The sequence below is a fragment of the Paenarthrobacter ureafaciens genome (genome assembly GCF_004028095.1).
Taxonomy (GTDB): domain Bacteria; phylum Actinomycetota; class Actinomycetes; order Actinomycetales; family Micrococcaceae; genus Arthrobacter; species Arthrobacter ureafaciens.
The window spans coordinates 81,960-99,616 of record NZ_SBHM01000006.1; the positions used below are offsets into that span (position 1 = coordinate 81,960).

At 62.0% G+C, this 17,657-nt stretch carries 17 protein-coding genes; 9 read left to right on the plus strand and 8 right to left on the minus strand.

Annotated features, from left to right (window positions below):
- The first annotated feature begins 79 nt into the window (after window positions 1–79).
- The 4 genes from ctaE (at window position 80) to qcrB (ending at window position 4,414) form a co-directional block, all read left to right on the plus strand.
- Window positions 80–718 carry an aa3-type cytochrome oxidase subunit III gene (ctaE, locus tag AUR_RS01475; protein ID WP_079941267.1) on the plus strand — a complete coding sequence of 213 codons (639 nt, stop codon included), beginning with the start codon at window positions 80–82 and terminating at the stop codon, window positions 716–718.
- 87 nt (window positions 719–805) lie between these two features.
- Entirely contained in the window at window positions 806–1,594 is a 789-nt protein-coding gene (gene qcrC, locus AUR_RS01480) for a cytochrome bc1 complex diheme cytochrome c subunit (protein ID WP_021470542.1), read from the plus strand.
- A gap of 98 nt (window positions 1,595–1,692) precedes the next feature.
- Window positions 1,693–2,763 (plus strand): cytochrome bc1 complex Rieske iron-sulfur subunit, encoded by a 1,071-nt coding sequence (gene qcrA, locus AUR_RS01485; RefSeq protein WP_021470543.1) that lies wholly within the window; start codon window positions 1,693–1,695, stop codon window positions 2,761–2,763.
- Window positions 2,741–4,414 (plus strand): cytochrome bc1 complex cytochrome b subunit, encoded by a 1,674-nt coding sequence (gene qcrB / locus AUR_RS01490; RefSeq protein ID WP_021470544.1) that lies wholly within the window; start codon window positions 2,741–2,743, stop codon window positions 4,412–4,414. The genes qcrA and qcrB overlap by 23 nt, the downstream gene beginning before the upstream one ends.
- A gap of 86 nt (window positions 4,415–4,500) precedes the next feature.
- On the opposite strand, the gene AUR_RS01495 is transcribed toward qcrB, so the two are convergent.
- Window positions 4,501–5,289 (minus strand): GntR family transcriptional regulator, encoded by a 789-nt coding sequence (locus AUR_RS01495; protein ID WP_021470545.1) that lies wholly within the window; start codon window positions 5,287–5,289, stop codon window positions 4,501–4,503.
- A gap of 174 nt (window positions 5,290–5,463) precedes the next feature.
- On the opposite strand from AUR_RS01495, the gene AUR_RS01500 reads away from it, so the two are divergent.
- Window positions 5,464–5,748, plus strand: coding sequence for an HPr family phosphocarrier protein (locus AUR_RS01500; RefSeq protein ID WP_062096900.1), 285 nt, complete (start codon window positions 5,464–5,466; stop codon window positions 5,746–5,748).
- A gap of 103 nt (window positions 5,749–5,851) precedes the next feature.
- Here AUR_RS01500 and AUR_RS01505 read toward each other — a convergent pair whose 3' ends face one another.
- The 5 genes from AUR_RS01505 to AUR_RS01525 form a co-directional block, all read right to left on the minus strand.
- On the minus strand, window positions 5,852–6,253 hold the full coding sequence (locus tag AUR_RS01505; protein ID WP_021470547.1) for a cytochrome c oxidase subunit 4: 402 nt from the start codon (window positions 6,251–6,253) through the stop codon (window positions 5,852–5,854).
- Window positions 6,250–7,971 carry an aa3-type cytochrome oxidase subunit I gene (gene ctaD / locus AUR_RS01510; protein WP_021470548.1) on the minus strand — a complete coding sequence of 574 codons (1,722 nt, stop codon included), beginning with the start codon at window positions 7,969–7,971 and terminating at the stop codon, window positions 6,250–6,252. The genes AUR_RS01505 and ctaD overlap by 4 nt, the downstream gene beginning before the upstream one ends.
- Window positions 7,972–7,980: 9 nt before the next feature.
- Window positions 7,981–8,853 (minus strand): aa3-type cytochrome oxidase subunit II, encoded by an 873-nt coding sequence (ctaC, locus tag AUR_RS01515; RefSeq protein ID WP_062096901.1) that lies wholly within the window; start codon window positions 8,851–8,853, stop codon window positions 7,981–7,983.
- 184 nt (window positions 8,854–9,037) lie between these two features.
- Window positions 9,038–9,427 (minus strand): HesB/IscA family protein, encoded by a 390-nt coding sequence (locus tag AUR_RS01520; protein ID WP_021470550.1) that lies wholly within the window; start codon window positions 9,425–9,427, stop codon window positions 9,038–9,040.
- A gap of 200 nt (window positions 9,428–9,627) precedes the next feature.
- Window positions 9,628–11,091 (minus strand): dipeptidase, encoded by a 1,464-nt coding sequence (locus tag AUR_RS01525; protein WP_062096902.1) that lies wholly within the window; start codon window positions 11,089–11,091, stop codon window positions 9,628–9,630.
- A gap of 73 nt (window positions 11,092–11,164) precedes the next feature.
- Here AUR_RS01525 and AUR_RS01530 point away from each other — a divergent pair, with 73 nt between their 5' ends.
- Window positions 11,165–11,758, plus strand: coding sequence for a DUF3043 domain-containing protein (locus AUR_RS01530; protein ID WP_021470552.1), 594 nt, complete (start codon window positions 11,165–11,167; stop codon window positions 11,756–11,758).
- A 97-nt stretch (window positions 11,759–11,855) separates the two neighbouring features.
- Here the strand turns inward: AUR_RS01530 and AUR_RS01535 are convergent, their stop codons facing one another.
- The gene (locus tag AUR_RS01535) at window positions 11,856–12,935 is read right to left on the minus strand and encodes a quinone-dependent dihydroorotate dehydrogenase (protein WP_021470553.1); all 1,080 of its coding nucleotides are present in this window, start codon (window positions 12,933–12,935) and stop codon (window positions 11,856–11,858) included.
- A 66-nt stretch (window positions 12,936–13,001) separates the two neighbouring features.
- Between AUR_RS01535 and AUR_RS01540 the strand changes: the two genes are divergently transcribed.
- From AUR_RS01540 to AUR_RS01550, 3 genes are read left to right on the plus strand one after another with little or no spacing between them, the layout of a single operon-like run.
- Window positions 13,002–14,678 carry an FAD-binding dehydrogenase gene (locus AUR_RS01540; RefSeq protein ID WP_062096903.1) on the plus strand — a complete coding sequence of 559 codons (1,677 nt, stop codon included), beginning with the start codon at window positions 13,002–13,004 and terminating at the stop codon, window positions 14,676–14,678.
- 9 nt (window positions 14,679–14,687) lie between these two features.
- Window positions 14,688–15,704 carry an alpha/beta hydrolase gene (locus AUR_RS01545; protein ID WP_062096904.1) on the plus strand — a complete coding sequence of 339 codons (1,017 nt, stop codon included), beginning with the start codon at window positions 14,688–14,690 and terminating at the stop codon, window positions 15,702–15,704.
- Window positions 15,701–16,774 (plus strand): alpha/beta hydrolase, encoded by a 1,074-nt coding sequence (locus tag AUR_RS01550; RefSeq protein WP_021470556.1) that lies wholly within the window; start codon window positions 15,701–15,703, stop codon window positions 16,772–16,774. Before AUR_RS01545 ends, AUR_RS01550 begins: the two co-directional genes overlap by 4 nt.
- 61 nt (window positions 16,775–16,835) lie before the next feature.
- Here the strand turns inward: AUR_RS01550 and AUR_RS01555 are convergent, their stop codons facing one another.
- A complete protein-coding gene (locus tag AUR_RS01555; protein WP_021470557.1) occupies window positions 16,836–17,657 on the minus strand; it encodes an isoprenyl transferase in 822 nt (273 codons plus the stop codon).

Below are 17,657 nucleotides of genomic sequence, written 5' to 3' on the forward strand. Positions count from 1 at the left end.
TTCGCGTCTTTGTAGAAAAAGTCTCCCGATTCGGTGGTTTGCATTGGGAAGTCTGGACTTTTACAGACATAATGTCCTTGTGACATCTGCGACCCATGCCCCCAGTACCCCGGCGCACCCGACGCTGAACCGCCCCAACTTGGTTTCTGTAGGAACCGTAGTTTGGCTGTCCAGTGAGTTGATGTTCTTCGCCGGCCTCTTTGCCATGTACTTCACTCTGCGCTCCACGTCTGGACTGATGTGGGCGGAAGAGACGGCCAAGCTCAACTTCCCGTTTGCGCTCGTCAACACCATCGTCCTTGTGGCAAGTTCCTTTACTTGCCAGATGGGTGTGTTTGCTGCCGAGCGGCTCGAACCCCGCCGGACGGGTGGACCACTGCAGTTCACCCGCTGGGGCATGAGCGAATGGTTCATCCTCACATTCGTCATGGGCGCCTTCTTCGTTGCCGGCCAGACGACCGAGTACGCAATGCTCGTCTCCGAGCACGTTTCCTTGTCGTCCAACGCTTACGGCTCCGCCTTCTACATGACCACCGGCTTCCACGGCCTCCACGTCATCGGAGGCCTCATCGCCTTCCTCTTCATCATTGGCCGCGCTTTCGCCGCCAAGAAGTTCGGACACTTCGAAGCGACGTCGGCGATCGTCACCTCTTACTACTGGCACTTCGTTGACGTTGTGTGGATCGGCCTCTTCCTGGTCATCTACGTCCTCAAGTAGCCCGGCTTTGACTCTTTTTCTACAAGAGGCAGAATTTCAAGAAGCGGCTCACGGAGCCGACGCAGGATCGAATAAAGGAACCACCACGTGAAGGCACTCTCGCAGAAGCGACGTCACCCACTGGCAGCCATTGCGCTGCTGCTGATGGGCCTCCTCCTCACTGGTGGGCTTTACGCCATTGCCACATCCGTCAACCAGGCCAAGGCCGACACCACGAGCTTCAGCGCCAGTGACGTAGAAGAAGGCGGCAAACTCTTTGCTGCCAACTGCGCCACCTGCCACGGCATGGGTGCAAGCGGAACCCAGGACGGCCCCTCGCTGGTCGGCGTGGGTGCTGCAGCAGTTGACTTCCAGGTTGGCACCGGCCGTATGCCCATGCAGATGAATGGCCCGCAGGCTCAGAAGAAGCCCGTTCAGTTCAATGACGAGCAGACCAAGCAGCTCTCCGCCTATGTCGCATCGCTCGGCGCAGGCCCGGCCATTCCGGAGGAGCACCTCCTGGACGAGAAGGGTGACGCAGCCAAGGGTGGCGAACTCTTCCGTGTCAACTGTGCAATGTGCCACAACGCTGCAGCAGCAGGCGGTGCGTTGACCCGCGGCAAGTTCGCTCCCGGTCTTGCCGATGTCACAGGCAAGCACATCTACGAGGCAATGGCCACGGGTCCGCAGAACATGCCCGTGTTCAATGACTCCAACGTCACCCCCGAAGACAAGCGCGACATCATCACCTTCCTGAAGACGATCGAAGCCAACGGCTCCCCGGGTGGCGCGGAGCTTGGCTCCCTGGGCCCCGTAGCTGAAGGCCTGTTCGTATGGGTTGCCGGCCTGGGCGTCATCATCGCCTTCACCATCTGGCTGACGTCCCGCACGTCCTAGTCCTCACGGACTCAAAACTTCTGCTGCACGGTCAGCAGTTTGGAACTGAAAATTAACTCGGCTCAGACCGAGACAACGAGAGAAGGATGAGGCGAATTATGGGCAACCATAGTGACGGCAGTCCGAACCACTCGGGCACCGTAGCTACGGCTGGTCAGAATGAGGTGGAGAAGTTCCAGGATCCTGGTCTTCCTCCGCATCGTTTGCGCCTGGCTGACACGGACCCGGTAGCCGCAAAGCGCGCCGAGCGTCAGGTAGCCATTCTGTTTGGCATTTCCGTCATCGGAACGCTGGTCTTCCTGGTGGCGTACTTCGCCATCGATCTGGGCGATGACACGAGCATCGCAACGATTCGTACGCAGAACCTGCTTCTGGGTCTGGGAACGGCCTTTGCAATGCTGGGCATCGGCACCGGCATCGTGCACTGGGCCAAAGCCCTGATGCCCGATCACGAAGTCTCGGAAGAACGCCACGCAATTCGGACCGAGGATGACCGCCAGGCCGCGGTCCGGATCGTCGACGACATCGTCGAGGAAACGGGAATCAAGCGCCGCCCGCTGATCCGCAACACCCTCCTGGGTGCTGTGGCCCTTGCTCCCCTGCCGGCCCTGGCCATCTTCGGCGACCTGGGTCCCCGCCCCGACGACAAGCTCGCACACACCATGTGGGCCCCCGAGGGCGGCAAGCTCAAGCGACTGACCCGCGACCCCGACGGAACCCCGATCAAGGCATCGGATGTCACCATCGGTTCCGCGTTCCACGTGATTCCGGAAGGCCTGAACGAACTCCACGAGGGCAAGCTGAACGAGAAGGCCAAGGCCGTCGTCCTCCTGATGCGCCTCGATCCGAACTCGCTCAACCCGTCACCGGGCCGTGAAAACTGGGGTTACAACGGAATCGTTGCCTACTCCAAGATCTGCACCCACGTTGGTTGCCCCGTTGCTCTCTACGAGCAGCAGACGCACCACCTTCTGTGCCCGTGCCACCAGTCCACATTCGACCTCACGCAGGAATGCAAGGTCATCTTTGGACCGGCAAGCCGTCCGCTTCCCCAGCTGCCGATCGCAGTTGACGCAGAGGGCTACCTCGTCGCCACCAGCGACTTCAAAGAACCTGTAGGACCGAGTTACTGGGAGCGTGACGAGCATGAGCGCCTCATCAACAGCTGAAGCCCCCTTCGTAGCGAAGACCAAGGTAGGACGCTTTACTGACTTTGTTGACCAGCGTGTAGGCGGCTCCGGCATCCTGCGTGAATTTGGCCGCAAGGTCTTTCCGGACCACTGGTCATTCATGTTCGGTGAGGTGGCGCTGTACTCCTTCGTCATCCTGCTGCTTTCCGGAACGTTCCTGACGTTCTTCTTCGACCCGTCCATGGCTGAGACCCACTACCAGGGTTCCTACACGCCGCTGTACAACGTCGAAATGTCCGTCGCATACAACTCCTCCCTGAACATCTCATTCGATGTCCGCGGTGGTTTGTTCATGCGCCAGGTGCACCACTGGGCTGCCCTCCTCTTTGTGGCGTCCCTGGGTGTACACATGCTGCGCGTTTTCTTCACGGGCGCTTTCCGCAAGCCGCGTGAAATGAACTGGGTTGTGGGCGGTGTCCTGTTGATCCTTGCAATGGCAGCAGGCTTCACCGGCTACTCCCTCCCCGATGATCTCCTCTCCGGTAACGGCCTCCGCATCATCGACGGCGTCATCAAATCCATCCCGGTCATCGGAACGTACATCTCCTTCTTCCTTTTCGGTGGAGAGTTCCCGGGCACGGCAATCATCGGCCGTCTGTACGTGCTCCACATCCTGCTGGTGCCTGCGCTCATCCTCCTGATGATCGTCATCCACCTCTTCATGGTTGTTGTTCACAAGCACACGCAGTACCCCGGCCCCGGCCGTAATGACGGCAACGTCGTCGGCTACCCCCTTGGTCCGGTCTACGCTGCCAAGGCCGGTGGATTCTTCTTCATCGTCTTCGGTGTCGTTGCCCTGATGGCAGCCGCGTTCACTATCAACCCGATCTGGAACTACGGTCCCTACGACCCTTCACCGGTGTCTGCTGGTACCCAGCCTGACTGGTACATCGGATTTGTTGACGGCGCACTCCGACTTATGCCGGGTGTCATCAATGACTTCCACTTCGAGTACGTCATCTTCGGCCACACGCTGACGCTGAACGTCCTGCTGCCGGCCCTGGTACCGGCCGGTATCATCTTCACCGTTCTGTTCATGTACCCGTGGATCGAACGTTGGATCACCAAGGACGATCGTGAGCACCACGTACTCGACCGCCCCCGGAACGCTCCGACCCGTACCGCAATCGGCGTAGCAGGCTTCACCTGGTACTGCGTGATGTGGGCTGCTGCAGGCTCCGACCTCATCGCCACCCACTTCCACGTCTCGCTGAACGATGTCACCTACTGGCTGCGTGCCCTGTTCTTCATCGGACCGGTCATCGCGTTCATCGTGACGAAGCGCATTGCCTTGGCTCTGCAGCGCAAGGATCGTGAAATCGCACTCCATGGCCGCGAGACCGGACGTATCGTGCGACTCCCCCACGGCGAGTTCATCGAAGTGCATGCACCTCTCGACGAGTACAAGCGCTACAAGCTCGTTGGCTTCGAGTCCCCTGCACCGATTCCGGCTCAGCCCAACGAGCACGGTGTTGTAACCCGCAAGGAAAAGCGCCGCGCGGCTCTTTCCAAGTGGTTCTTCGAGGACCGCGTTGCCCCGGCGACTCCGGCCGAGCTCGAGGCGGCGCACGCACATGGCCACCACGAGGCCATCGAAGCAGGCGAAGACCAGAAGAGCCTGAGCCACTAGTCAAGGTTCAAAGACAGTAAAAGCGGGCCCGATCCAATGGATCGGGCCCGCTTTTTGCGTGCTCGGCCTCATCAGCATCCGAGGCGTTATTGGACGCGATACCCGGAAGAGTAGTTCCTGGTCGGACGCACGCCGGGGCGCTGCAATGGTACCCAGAGCTTGTACCGGTCGGCCCGGTAATAGGACACGGAGTAGTCCACCATGGCCCGTGCCACAAACGCGTGGCGCTGGATTTTGAGGAGCGGAGCACCGACGTCGACATTGAGCAGCCTGGCAGTCGACGGTGACGCAGCGGTGGCCTCGATCATGTCCTCGCCCCACTCCATGACGAGCCCGTACCGCTCGCTGAGAACGTTATAGAGCGACGTTGGTGGTGCCTCGTCAAGGAGGCCAGGCACACGGTGGGCGGGTATGAAGTTCTCATCCACGCTCATGGGCTCGTTGTCAGCAAGAAGCAGCCGGCGAAAGCGCACAAGGGGCGTTCCTTCGTCCAACTGAAGCTCCCTCGCCAGAAAGGCACTGGCGCCAATCTGTTCGAAACTCAGAACCTTGGCTGCCGGCACCATGCCACGGCGCTGCATTTCCTCGCTGTACGAGGTGAGCTTCACCTGCAGGTCCAGCTTGGGCTTCTTGACGAAGGTGCCCAGGCCGACCACCCGCTCCAACACTTCCTCGCCGACCAGCGCATCGATGGCCTGCCGCACAGTCATTCGAGCAAGGCCAAACCTGAGAGACAGATCCCGCTCGGAAGGAAGCGACGAACCGGGAGGACACGACTCTCCGATGAAGGCCCTGAGGATCTCCCTCAGCTGGATGTAGATGGGCGTACTGCTGGTCCGGTCTATTTCACCGACGATTCTGGCCGCCTCAGGCATGTCCCGTCCCCAAGTTCGTTTGGCTCATAGAACAAGGGTAAATCAACGGCAGCACGGTCTAGACCACTACGGCTATAGGAATGGGCGGAGGACCGAAGACGCGGTTACCCTAGGAATGATCCGTTCCCATCCCGCTCTCCAACAGACCAGCCGGGACCCATTCTAGGAGCAGGCTTGCCCCAGCAGCATTCCTTTGTCGCAGCCGAGATCGGGCTTCACGCCCGAGCAGCTGCCGTCTTTGTCCGGGCCGTCAACGAAACCGGCCTTCCTGTCACCATCCGCAAACCCGACGGCCTCCCCGTCGACGCCCGCTCCCTCCTGCAGGTCATGACCGAGGACTTTGCCCACGGCTGCCAGGTGGTGCTGGAAGTGGACCAGGACGAGCTCTCAGGCGATGAATCCTCTCAGGAGCTATCCGAGGCCTTGGAGAGGTTGTCAGCCGTCCTGGAGGCCTCCTAGGGCTGCCGGCCCACAGCCACCAAGACCCGCGGGCCTCGCCATCTGGTTAAACAGCAAAGGTCCCCACCATCCATGGTGGGGACCTTTGCTGTTGGAAATTGACCTAGTGTGCGTGGTCGCCGCGGCTGTACTCGAAGACCCAGCCAATAAGGGCCACGATGGCTAGGCCACCGGCAACGTAAGTCACCCAGAAACCAATAGCCAAGCCAAGGAATCCGCCTGCGCATGCAAGGCCGAGGACCAACGGCCACCAGCTCCACGGGCTGAAGTGCCCTTGCTCGCCGGCACCCTCGTGGATCTCAGCGTCCGGACGGTCTTCCGGGCGCATGCCGATCCTGCGGCCTGTGAAGCCGAGGTAAGCACCTATCATGCCTGCAAGACCACCCACGAGGAGGATGCCCAGGATACCGACCCATTCGGACCATTCCGTCAGGAATCCGTAAATGATGGTCACGGGGATGAAGAAGAATACTCCTGCTCCGAAGAGCCACGATTCAATTTTCACTTACGCACGTCCTTCTGGTCAGCGTTGCCGAGAATTACGGCTGCCGGGTCCGGAGCCTGGGCAGTGTGGACCTGTGCCAGTTCGGGGTGGTGCAGGTCCAGAGCCGGGCGCTCGGAGCGGATGCGGGGCAGGGAGGTGAAGTTGTGACGGGGCGGCGGGCAGGAAGTTGCCCACTCCAGCGAAGCGCCGAAGCCCCAGGGATCGTCAACCTCAACCTTCTTGTTGCTCCGCCAGGTGATGTAGACGTTCCAGAAGAACGGCAGGAGTGACGCACCAAGAACGAAGGACGAGATCGTGGAGAACTGGTTCATCCAGGTGAAGTTGTCCTGCGGCATGTAGTCGGCGTAACGGCGGGGCATGCCTTCAACACCGAGCCAGTGCTGGATGAGGAAGGTGCCGTGGAAGCCAAGGAACAGCAGCCAGAAGTGGATCTTGCCCAGGCGTTCGTTGAGCATCTTTCCAGTCCACTTGGGCCACCAGAAGTAGAAGCCGGCGAACATTGCGAACACAACGGTGCCGAACACCACGTAGTGGAAGTGCGCCACCACGAAGTAGGAGTCCGAAACGTGGAAGTCCAGAGGCGGGGAGGCCAGGATGATGCCAGTGAGGCCACCGAAGAGGAAGGTCACCAGGAACCCGATGCTCCAGAGCATCGGAGTTTCGAACGTGATGGAACCTTGCCAGAGCGTACCGATCCAGTTGAAGAACTTCACGCCGGTGGGTACCGCAATCAGCATCGTCATGAAGGCAAAGAACGGCAGCAGGACGGAACCGGTGACGTACATGTGGTGGGCCCACACCGTTACCGACAATGCGGCAATGGCGATGGTCGCGTACACAAGGCCCTTGTAGCCGAAGATCGGCTTGCGGCTGAAGACAGGGAAGATCTCAGAGACGATGCCGAAGAACGGCAGGGCGATGATGTACACCTCGGGGTGTCCGAAGAACCAGAACAGGTGCTGCCAGAGTACAGCGCCACCGTTCTCGGGGTCGAAGATGTGTGCGCCAAAGCGACGATCAGCACCGAGGGCGAACAGTGCAGCTGCCAGCGGCGGGAATGCCATCAGAACCAGGATTGCCGTCACCAGGGTGTTCCACGTGAAGATCGGCATACGCCACATGGTCATGCCAGGGGCACGCATGCAGATGATGGTGGTGATGAAGTTAACCGCACCAAGGATGGTACCGAAGCCTGACAGTGCGAGGCCGAAGACCCACAGGTCACCGCCCACGCCGGGGCTGAAGGTTGTATTCGACAACGGAGCGTAGGCGAACCAACCGAAGGATGCAGCACCCTGCGGGGTGATGAAGCCGGACACCGCGATGGTGGAACCGAACAGGAAGAACCAGAAAGCCAGGGCGTTCAGTCGCGGGAACGCGACGTCGGGAGCACCGATCTGGAGCGGCATGATGACGTTGGCGAAGCCGGCAAACAGCGGCGTTGCAAACATCAGGAGCATGACCGTGCCATGCATGGTGAACATCTGGTTGTACTGTTCCTTGGTCTGCAGGATCTGCATACCGGGTTCGAACAGTTCAGCACGGATCAGCAGCGCCATGACGCCACCGAGGCAGAAGAACACGAACGAGGCGATCAGGTACATGTACCCGATGGTCTTGTGGTCCGTGGAGGTAATCCAGTTGACGACGATTCGCCCCTTGGATTTAGGAACAACGGGAGTCTCGAGGACCCCGGCGGATTGAGTGTACGTAGCCACTTCGCTCCCTTACTTGGTTGCGTTCAGGTTCGGGTTGCGGTCATATTCCGCACCGAGCAGGCCAGTGTTGCCTTCCTGGCGGAGCTGGTCCATGTGAGCCTTGAACTCAGACTCGGACACAACCTTGACGCGGAAAAGCATTTCGGAGTGGTACTCACCGCAGAGTTCAGCACACTTGCCGTCGAAGGTGCCTTCCTTGGTGGGCGTGAACCGGATGTGGTTGGTCTTACCCGGGATCATGTCGCGCTTCTGAAGGAAGGCGGGGACCCAGAAAGAGTGGATGACATCGCGGGAGTTGAGCTCCAGGTCAACGGACTTGTTGACCGGCAAGTACAGGGTGGGGAGCAGTTCCTTGTTGACTTCATTGCCAGTAAGGTGCGCCTGCACGCCGGCCTCGTGAACATCTTCGGTGATGACCTGGCCCTGCTTGTAGTTGAAGTCCCAAGCCCACTGCTTGCCACGGACATCAACAACGACGTCGGCAGGCTGCGAGCGGTCATCGATCGCACGCTGGTCCTGGTCGGTGAAGTAGAAGAACACCAGCACCATGAACAGCGGGATGGTCAAGTAGAAGACCTCGAGCGGCAGGTTGTAGCTGAGCTGCTTCGGGAAACCGGTGGTGCCCTTACGGCGGCGGTAGGCAATGATGCACCAGACCAACAGGCCCCACGTGATAATACCGACTGCCAAGGCGGCGATCCATGAGTTGACCCAGAGGTCCATGATCCGGTCAGTGTGGTTGGTGGTGCCGCGCTCTGTAGGCAGCCAACCCTTCTCTACCTCTGGTGAACATCCGGTCAAAACCAACGCGCCGGCTAGTGCCAAGCCAGTGATCGAAGTGATCTTTATGCGTCGGCTGCCGGTTCGGTTCTGCGAACTCACAGACGGCCCTTCCTCTTGTTGCTGTCTCCCGGCAGGCCGAAGGCCCTCCGGGCACACTAAAAGTTTTACTACCCGATGTAGAGCTTACCGCTATGAAGCGGTTTTCGCGCACATGTCGGCGCCGTGGCTCCGAACGCGATGAAACGCGACCGGGACGGCGCCGACATGAGGCTGCTAGCTCGGATCAGTGGAACGAATCGCCGCAGGCGCACGAGCCGCCGGCGTTGGGGTTGTCGATGGTGAACCCCTGCTTCGAAATGGTGTCTTCGAAGTCGATGCTCGCTCCGCTGAGGTAAGGAACGCTCATCTTGTCTACTACCACCTCGACGCCGTCGTAGTCACGGACGGCATCGCCATCAAGCAGACGCTCGTCGAAGTAGAGCTGGTAGATCAGACCGGAGCAGCCACCGGGCTGGACTGCAACACGAAGCCGCAGATCGGTGCGCCCTTCCTGCTCGAGGAGGCTGCGGACCTTGCCTGCTGCGACCTCGGTCAGGTTGACCTCGTGCGTGGGAAGCTCATCGCTCGGGGCGAGCTCGGCTCCAGTGCTGTTTTCGTTGGTTGCAGTGCTCATTGGCCTACCTTCTTATAACGCGCTTGGCAGCGGCGCCGGGGACGCAGCCTGCCCTTACCCAATTACGTACGGGTTATAGCTCCATGCTACGTCGCGCGGACGCATAGCTATAACTCCCTGACGTAACCGCGCCATGCACGGACTTGTTCCCGGCGGACCCCTCTGGGCGCCCGCCGGGCTTCGCCGGACAAACGTTGCGGCTAGGACCCCAGGCCTTCGACATTCAGGCGTGCAAGCATCAGGGCCTCGGCCAGCACTGCATGGCGGAAGTCCTCAATGTGGAGGGACTCATTGGCGCTGTGGGCCCGCGAATCCGGGTCCTCCACGCCAGTCACCAGGATCTGCACCTCGGGATATACCTCCATCAAGTCGGCGATGAAGGGTATGGACCCGCCAATGCCCATCTCCACGGGCTTGACACCCCACGACTCACCCAACGCCCACAGGGCTACCTGGGCCGCAGCAGAGCCTGTATCCGTTGAGAAGGCGTTGCCCCGCTCCCCCGGGGTGAAAGTGACCTTGGCACCGAAGGGAGCATTGGCTTCAAGGTGGGCCTTCAAAGCCTCCATGGCATCGTCGGGGTCCTGGCCCGGTGCGAGCCGCATACTGAATTTGGCCCGGGCTGCCGGGATGAGGGTGTTGGAGGCCACATCCACAGCCGGAACATCCATGCCAATGATGGAGAGCGCGGGTTTCGTCCACAGCCGGGAAGCCAGGGTCCCGCTGCCGGCGAGCCGAACGCCGTCGAGCACTGAAGCGTCAGCCCGGTAGTCCTCTTCGGTGAGGTCCACTTTCACGTCGTCCTTGGATACAAGTCCGGCAACGGCCACAGTGCCGTCGTCGTCATGGAGGGTAGCGATAAGCCTGGCAAGAAGGGTTGGCGCGTCCAGGACGGGACCGCCGAACATTCCCGAGTGCACGGCGTGCTCCAGGACCCGCACTTCGAACGTACCGTCGACGAGGCCGCGGAGGCTGGTGGTCAGTGCCGGGACGCCTACTTTCCAGTTGCTGGAGTCTGCAACCACAATCACATCGGCACGCAGGAGTTCGCGGTGTTCTTCCAGGAACGTCCGGAAGGTGGGCGAACCGGCTTCTTCCTCTCCTTCGAAGAAGAAGGTCACGCCCAGGCCGAACTCATCGCCGAGGACCTTTACTGCAGCTGCATACGCAGCCAAATGGGCCATGATGCCGGCCTTGTCATCCGCCGCTCCCCTGCCGTAAAGGCGTCCGTCACGCTCCTCAGCGACAAACGGTTCCGAATTCCACAGTGCGCGGTCTCCCGGCGGCTGGACATCGTGGTGCGCGTACAGCAGGATGGTGGGCTTGCCGTCCCGGGCTTCGCGACGGGCGACGACGGCGGGACCCCCGTTGGTGCCATCGGCCTTGGCCGACCGCAGGATGCGGACGTCCTGCATACCCGCAGCGCGGACCATGGCCGCAACTGCCTCTGCGCTCCGGTCCAGTTCGGCGGGATCGAAGCTGGCCCAGGCAATTCCGGGGATGGCTACGAGTTCCTTAAGTGATGAGATTGTTGCGTCAAAGGCGGCGTTGACGGCCTCGGACAATGCGTGGCCGTCCACTCCGTCGACTGCCGGGGAAGCGACCCCGGTGTGGCCTGCGTTCCCTTGCTGGTTCTGCGGGATCTCCGCGTGTGCTGAAGTCATGCTGCTCACCTTACCGCCGGGGCCTTGCGGCCAACGTAACCTGCGCCACCTGCCCGCGCTGTATTCTTGAGTGGTGTTCGGACGCAAAAAGGAAGAGCCCAGCGCTCAATCAGTAGTAGACCAGGCCCACGCCGCCTCCACGGAGCCGGTTGTCGGAAAGGGCGCCCCTACGCCCAAGCGGAAAGTCCAGGAGGCCGCCCGCAAGCGCCCTCTGGTACCCACCGACCGCAAGGCTTCCAAGGAAGCCGAGCGTGTGGCGATTCAGGACCAGCGCCAAAAGATGCGCCAGGCATTGGACACCGGCGACGAGAAGTACCTGCCGCTGCGGGACAAGGGACCGCAGAAGCGCTTTGTCCGGGACTACGTCGATGCCCGCTTCACGCTGGGCGAGTACCTGATGTTCGGTGCCCTGCTGTTCGTAGTGGTCTCCCTGGTGGTGCCGACCAACAGTGCGCAGATCACCTATGTCCTGGTGGGCTTCTGGATCATGTTCCTGGCCGTGTTCGTTGACGTCTTTATTCTTTCCCGCCAACTCCGCAAGCGCCTGATGGCCAAGTTCGGCGAGGTGGAGCGTGGCAGTGTCTGGTATGGGTGCATGCGCGCACTCCAGTTCCGCAAACTGCGCCTGCCCAAACCGCAGGTCAAGCGCGGACAGTACCCTTCCTAGCGGACCGCCATTAAGACGTGGCCCCGGACCCTGGCAATCAGCCAATGGTCCGGGGCCTTTTCCTTGCCCTGAATTGCTTGCCCAGAAGCCGCCGGTCTTAGTGGGAGGCCCGCTTGCGGAGCTTTGCGAGATCCCTGTTGATACGGGCAGCCCAGAACGGTCCTTCGTAGAGGAAAGCTGTGTAACCCTGGACCAGCGTCGCTCCGGCGTCAAGACGTTCCTGCACGTCGTTTGCCGTCTGCACGCCGCCGACGGCAATGAGGACAATCTGGTCCCCCACCGCCTTTTTCAAGCGCCGCAAGACCTGAAGGGACCGCTGCTTCAGGGGGGCTCCGGATAGACCGCCGGCGCCAAGTGCCGCGACCTTTTCCGGATCACTGACCAGGCCTTCCCGCCCGATGGTGGTGTTGGTGGCGATGATGCCGTCAAGCTTGAGGTCAAGCGCCAGCCGTGCGACGTCGTCGATGTCTTCATCACTGAGGTCGGGAGCGATCTTGACCAACAGCGGAACGTGCCTGCCGGCGGCCTCGTCCGCGGCATCGCCGACGGCCCTGAGCAAAGGACGAAGGGTCTCCACGTTCTGGAGCAACCGCAGGCCCGGAGTATTGGGCGAGCTGACATTGACCACCAGGTAATCCGCGGCTGGTGCGAGGCTGCGTGCGCTGATCAAGTAGTCCTCGGTAGCGTCGTCCAGTTCCACCACCTTGGTCTTGCCGATGTTGACCCCGATCACCGGCCGGACGCCTGCGTGTACCCGCTGCAGGGCTGCCCGCGCGGACTTGAGCCTGGGGGCCACGGCGGCGGCACCGTCGTTGTTGAAGCCCATCCGGTTGATGACCGCTTTGTCCTCAATCAAACGGAATAGCCGCGGCTTCTCGTTTCCCGGCTGCGCCTGCCCCGTGATGGTGCCCACCTCGATGTGTCCGAACCCAAGCTCGGCGAGAGCCTCAATGCCATGGCCCTCTTTGTCGAAACCTGCAGCGAGGCCGAAGGGCGAGGGAAACGTCAGACCCAGCGCCTGAGTGCGGAGGGAGGGATCCGGAGCAGTCAGCTTGGCCAGGATCCGCCCTGCTCCGGTACGGTGCGCCGTCCGGATGGCAGTGAAGCCGATCTTGTGTGCTTTCTCGGCATCCATCCAGGAGAAGGCGAGCTTGAAGAAGGTGGGGTAAACACGCATGTTCCTAGTTTTCCGGTTTCCGCACTGCTCGCCAAACCCATGACCTGCCGGGGCTAGCATGTAGCCATGCCGGTACAGGGAAGCAGCGCACACCAGAATGGGCGGTTCACCGCTGACGTGGTGGTGGTCGGCGCCGGCCTTTCGGGGCTCGTGGCCGCCGCTACCGCCTATGCCGCAGGTAAACGGGTGGCAATTTTCGACCAGGAGCCGGCCGCTTCGCTGGGCGGCCAGGCACCCTGGTCCTTTGGCGGACTCTTCATGGTCGACACGCCGGAACAACGCCGCCTCGGCGTACGGGACAGTACCGAACTCGCCCTCGGCGACTGGATGGCGTCAGCCGCCTTCGACCGGCCCGAAGATGCCATGGCCCGTCAGTGGGCAGCCGCCTATGTGGACTTCGCCTCCGGTGAAAAACGCTCATGGCTCCGGAGCCTGGGCGTCGGCTTCTTTCCGCTCGTCCAGTGGGCTGAACGTGGCGGGTACGGGCCACAAGGGCATGGAAACTCCGTTCCGAGGTTCCATGTCGCGTGGGGTACCGGACCCGCCGTCGTCGAGCCTTTCGCGGCCAAGGTGCGTGAAGGCGTGGAAAAGGGCAGGGTGTCCCTTAACTTCCGGCATCGGGCTACAGCCCTCCTGACGTCATCGGGCAGCGTCACCGGAGTCTCCGGTGACGTTTTGGAACCTACGACGGCGGTCCGCGGCCAGCGTTCGACGCGTACCGTCGTCGGGCACTTCGAGGCCGAGGCGGGCGCGACCGTGGTGACCACCGGGGGCATAGGCGGCAATCACGAGGCCGTCCGCCGGCAGTGGCCGGGCACCCCGCCGAGGGAAATGCTCAGTGGCGTGCCTGCCTCCGTCGACGGGGAGTTCCTCGATGTCGTACAGCGCGTTGGCGCTTCGCTGATCAACGGCGACCGGATGTGGCACTACCCCGAAGGCATTCACAACTACGATCCCGTCTGGCCAAAGCATGGCATCCGCATCCTTCCCGGTCCTTCATCCCTATGGTTGGACGCCCGCGGAAGGCAACTGCCCGCTCCGCTGTTCCCGGGTTTCGATTCCCAAGGGGCATTACGGCATATCGTGTCCACGGGACACGGGTACTCGTGGTTCGTCTTGAACCGGACCATCGCGCTCAAGGAGCTGGCTCTCTCAGGCTCGGAGCAAAACCCCGACCTGACGGGCAAGGACGTCAGGCTGCTGCTGACCCGCTTGAAGCCCCGGGGCGATACGCCTATTGAGCGCTTCCTTGAGCGCGGTGCAGACTTTGTCCAGGCCGCGTCCGTAGCTGAATTGGCTGGACGGATGAACGACTTGGCGGGCTCCGGACTCATCAATGCCGACTCTCTTGGCCGGATTGTGCTGGCAAGGGACCGGCAGGTGGAAAGCGGCCTGGGCAAAGACCCGCAGCTGGCCGCCATTCACGCCGCCCGCAGATTCTCCGTGGACAGGCTCATGAGGGTGACTCCCCCACACCGCCTGGCGGACCCCGCGCACGGTCTGCTCATTGCCGTCCGCCTCTCGGTCGTTACCCGAAAGAGCCTCGGCGGACTCCAAACGGATCTTCGCTCACGGGTGCTCAATGACGGGGGCCAGGCGATCGACGGTCTTTACGCAGCAGGCGAAGCCGCCGGCTTCGGCGGAGGCGGAATACATGGTTACCGCGCCTTGGAAGGAACGTTCCTCGGCGGCTGCCTGTTCAGCGGCCGGGCTGCCGCGCGGGACGCAGCCCTGAATGTCTAAGCTGAAGCCATGGAATGGGCTACAGACATCCTCGGCGCGGACTTCCAGTCCTGCACCATAGAAACATCCGGAGCCGACGGCACCATGCGTCGCGCCACCGTAGTTCGATACCGCCCGGACTCCCTCGCGGCAGGAACCGGGAAACCGCGCACCGTGCACGGCGCAGTGCTCTTCCTGCACGGCTGGAGCGACTACTTCTTCAACAAGGACCTCGCCAGGTTCTGGGCCCGCATGGGTTACGAGTTCTACGCGCTCGACATGCACAATCACGGACGCAACCTGGACGAAGCAACCACCGGCGGCTATGTCGCCGACCTTGCGGACTATGATGCCGAGATCACCATGGCCTTGGACATCATCAAGGCGGACCACACCGGCTCGGAACAGCCCGGCATTGCCCTCATGGGCCACTCCACCGGGGGCCTCGTCGCTGCCCTCTGGGCCAGCCGCCACCCCGGCAGCGTCCAGTATCTGATCCTGAACAGCCCTTGGCTGGAGATGCACGGGAACAGGTTTGGACGGCGGGCCGCCCAGGCCATGGTGACTCCATTGGCCCGGTTCCGCCCCGAGATGGTCCTCAGGCTTCCCGAACGGGGCTTCTACTTCCGGAGTATCAGCATTACCGCTGAAGGAGAGTGGCCGCTGGACGAACGGTACCGGCCACCGTTTGCGTTCCCTGTCCGGGCCGGTTGGCTGCGGGCAGTCCTCGCCGGTCATGCGAAGGTTGACCGCGGGTTGGAACTGGACATTCCCGTGTTGGTGCTGACATCGGCTGCCAGCGCGAACGGCATGGTCTGGCAGGAGTCCATGCGCCGTTCGGACGCAGTGCTCGATGTGGACGTCATTGCGGCGAGGGTCATGGCGCTGGGCCGAAGCGTGACCTTGGAAAGGGTGGAAGGCGGGCTGCACGACGTGTTCCTTTCTGCCCCCAAAGTACGGGAAGACGCCTACGCCAGGCTGGCACGCTGGATCCACGGTTACATGGAAACCGGCCCGTTGGGAACTCAGGAGAAGGGAGACACATGACTACCACGGGGGAAGCTGTTGCGACGTGGCAGCCGGACTTTTTGGGCTACGGATACGAACGCCTCGATCTTCCTTTGACGCCGGACGAGGAGGGCGAGGTCAAAGCCACGCTCGTCCGGCATCATCCTGCGCCCGCTTCCCCGGCCCCGCACGGCCTCCTGGACTATTTGTCCGCATTCGCCAAGCGTCGCCGCCGCCACGTTCCTGCCGACCCGTCCGGAGCACCACGGGCCGTTCTTTATCTGCACGGCTGGGCGGACTATTTCCTGCAGACTGAGCTCGCCGAGTACCTCACAGCTTCCGGCTTCCACTTCTATGCAGTGGACCTCCGCAAGTTCGGGCGCAGCCTTCTACCCGGGCAGACTCCTGGATACACAGCTGACCTTGCCGTCTACGACGAAGACCTGGACGTTGCGTTGGCCGCCATTGAACGCGACATAGCCGAGCGCACCGGAGACACGGCGCCACCAACCATCCATGTGTTGGCCCACAGCCTGGGCGGCCTCATAGCTTCCCTGTGGGCGGACCGTAATCCCGGACGGATCGGCACATTGGTACTGAACTCCCCGTGGCTGGAACTGCAGGGCAGCAGCCTGGTCCGCAGCGTGGCCGTGCATCTCATCGAGCCTTTTGCACGCACTGACCCCAAGCGCCCCTTCCGGTTTCCGGACATGCCAGCCTATTGGGAAAGTGTCAGCAGCGAAGCCCATGGTGAGTGGTCACTCGATCCCGTGTGGCGGCCACGAACGTCATTCCCCATCCGCGCCGGCTGGACCAAGGCAGTCCTGGCGGGCCACAGCGCTGTTGAACGCAAACTCAACATCGACTCACCCGTCCTGGTGCTGCTGTCCGGGCGAACCAGGATCCAGGCCGAATGGACAGCAGACCTCATGCGGGCAGACGCGGTGATCGATGTTGAAGAGACGGCCAGACGCGCGTTGGGGCTGGGCCGTCGAACCGCGGTCTTCCGGTACCCGGGTGCGTTGCATGACGTGTTCCTCTCCCGCAGGAGCGTGCGGGAACAGGCCTACCGGGACGTAGCGGTGTGGCTTCAGTCCTACCCCTACTAAGGCCCGACGGCGTTAGGGCCCGACGGCGACATGAGGACTCCGCGGAAGAAGCACGCCTGCGCTATTTAGCCCCAGGTGCCGCGTCCACCGCTCCCCCGTAGCGCCGGTCGCGCTTGGCATAGATTTCGACGGCGTCCCACAGCGTGCGCCGGTCAACATCGGGCCAAAGGGTATCCAAGAAAACAAACTCGGCATAAGCGGACTGCCACAAGAGGAAGTTCGAAAGGCGCTGCTCACCTGAGCTGCGCAGGAAGAGGTCCACATCCGGGAGATCGGGTTCATCCAAGTACTTCTGGATGGTCCGCTCATTCACGGATCCCGGCTTGAGCACGCCGGACGCAACATCGTGTGCGATGGCCGAGACGGCGTCCGCGATTTCCGCGCGGCCACCGTAATTAACACACATGGTCAACGTGCAGGTGTCGTTGGCGCGGGTGTACTCCTCGGCCTCTTCAAGCTCCCGGATCACCGAGCCCCACAGCTTGGGCCGGCGACCCGCCCAGCGGATCCGCACACCCCATTCGTCCAGTTGGTTCCGCTGCCGGCGCAGCACGTCCTTGTTAAAACCCATGAGGAAGCGAACTTCCTCCGGTGACCTCCGCCAGTTCTCCGTCGAAAAAGCGTAGACACTCACATACTTGATTCCGAGCTCGATGGCTCCGGCCATGACATCCAACAGGGCCGGCTCGCCGGCTTTGTGTCCTTCGATGCGGGGCAGGCCCCGCTGGTTGGCCCACCGGCCGTTGCCGTCCATGACGATCGCCACGTGCTGTGGGATGAGTTCCCGGGGGATATCGGGAGGGAGCGCGCCGGAAGGATGCTTGTACGGGGGAACCACAGGCGCGGTCCGTGCTGCAATCCTGCTTTTCTTTCCAAGTGCCAC

Excerpts from the sequence above, each read along its gene's own strand:
- qcrA (WP_021470543.1), top strand. The coding sequence starts at position 1,693 with ATGGGCAACCATAGTGACGGCAGTCCGAACCACTCGGGCACCGTAGCT.
- qcrB (WP_021470544.1), top strand. The coding sequence starts at position 2,741 with ATGAGCGCCTCATCAACAGCTGAAGCCCCCTTCGTAGCGAAGACCAAG.
- AUR_RS01495 (WP_021470545.1), bottom strand. The coding sequence starts at position 5,289 with ATGCCTGAGGCGGCCAGAATCGTCGGTGAAATAGACCGGACCAGCAGT.
- AUR_RS01520 (WP_021470550.1), bottom strand. The coding sequence starts at position 9,427 with ATGAGCACTGCAACCAACGAAAACAGCACTGGAGCCGAGCTCGCCCCG.
- AUR_RS01525 (WP_062096902.1), bottom strand. The coding sequence starts at position 11,091 with ATGACTTCAGCACACGCGGAGATCCCGCAGAACCAGCAAGGGAACGCA.
- AUR_RS01535 (WP_021470553.1), bottom strand. The coding sequence starts at position 12,935 with ATGCGTGTTTACCCCACCTTCTTCAAGCTCGCCTTCTCCTGGATGGAT.
- AUR_RS01540 (WP_062096903.1), top strand. The coding sequence starts at position 13,002 with ATGCCGGTACAGGGAAGCAGCGCACACCAGAATGGGCGGTTCACCGCT.
- AUR_RS01545 (WP_062096904.1), top strand. The coding sequence starts at position 14,688 with ATGGAATGGGCTACAGACATCCTCGGCGCGGACTTCCAGTCCTGCACC.
- AUR_RS01550 (WP_021470556.1), top strand. The coding sequence starts at position 15,701 with ATGACTACCACGGGGGAAGCTGTTGCGACGTGGCAGCCGGACTTTTTG.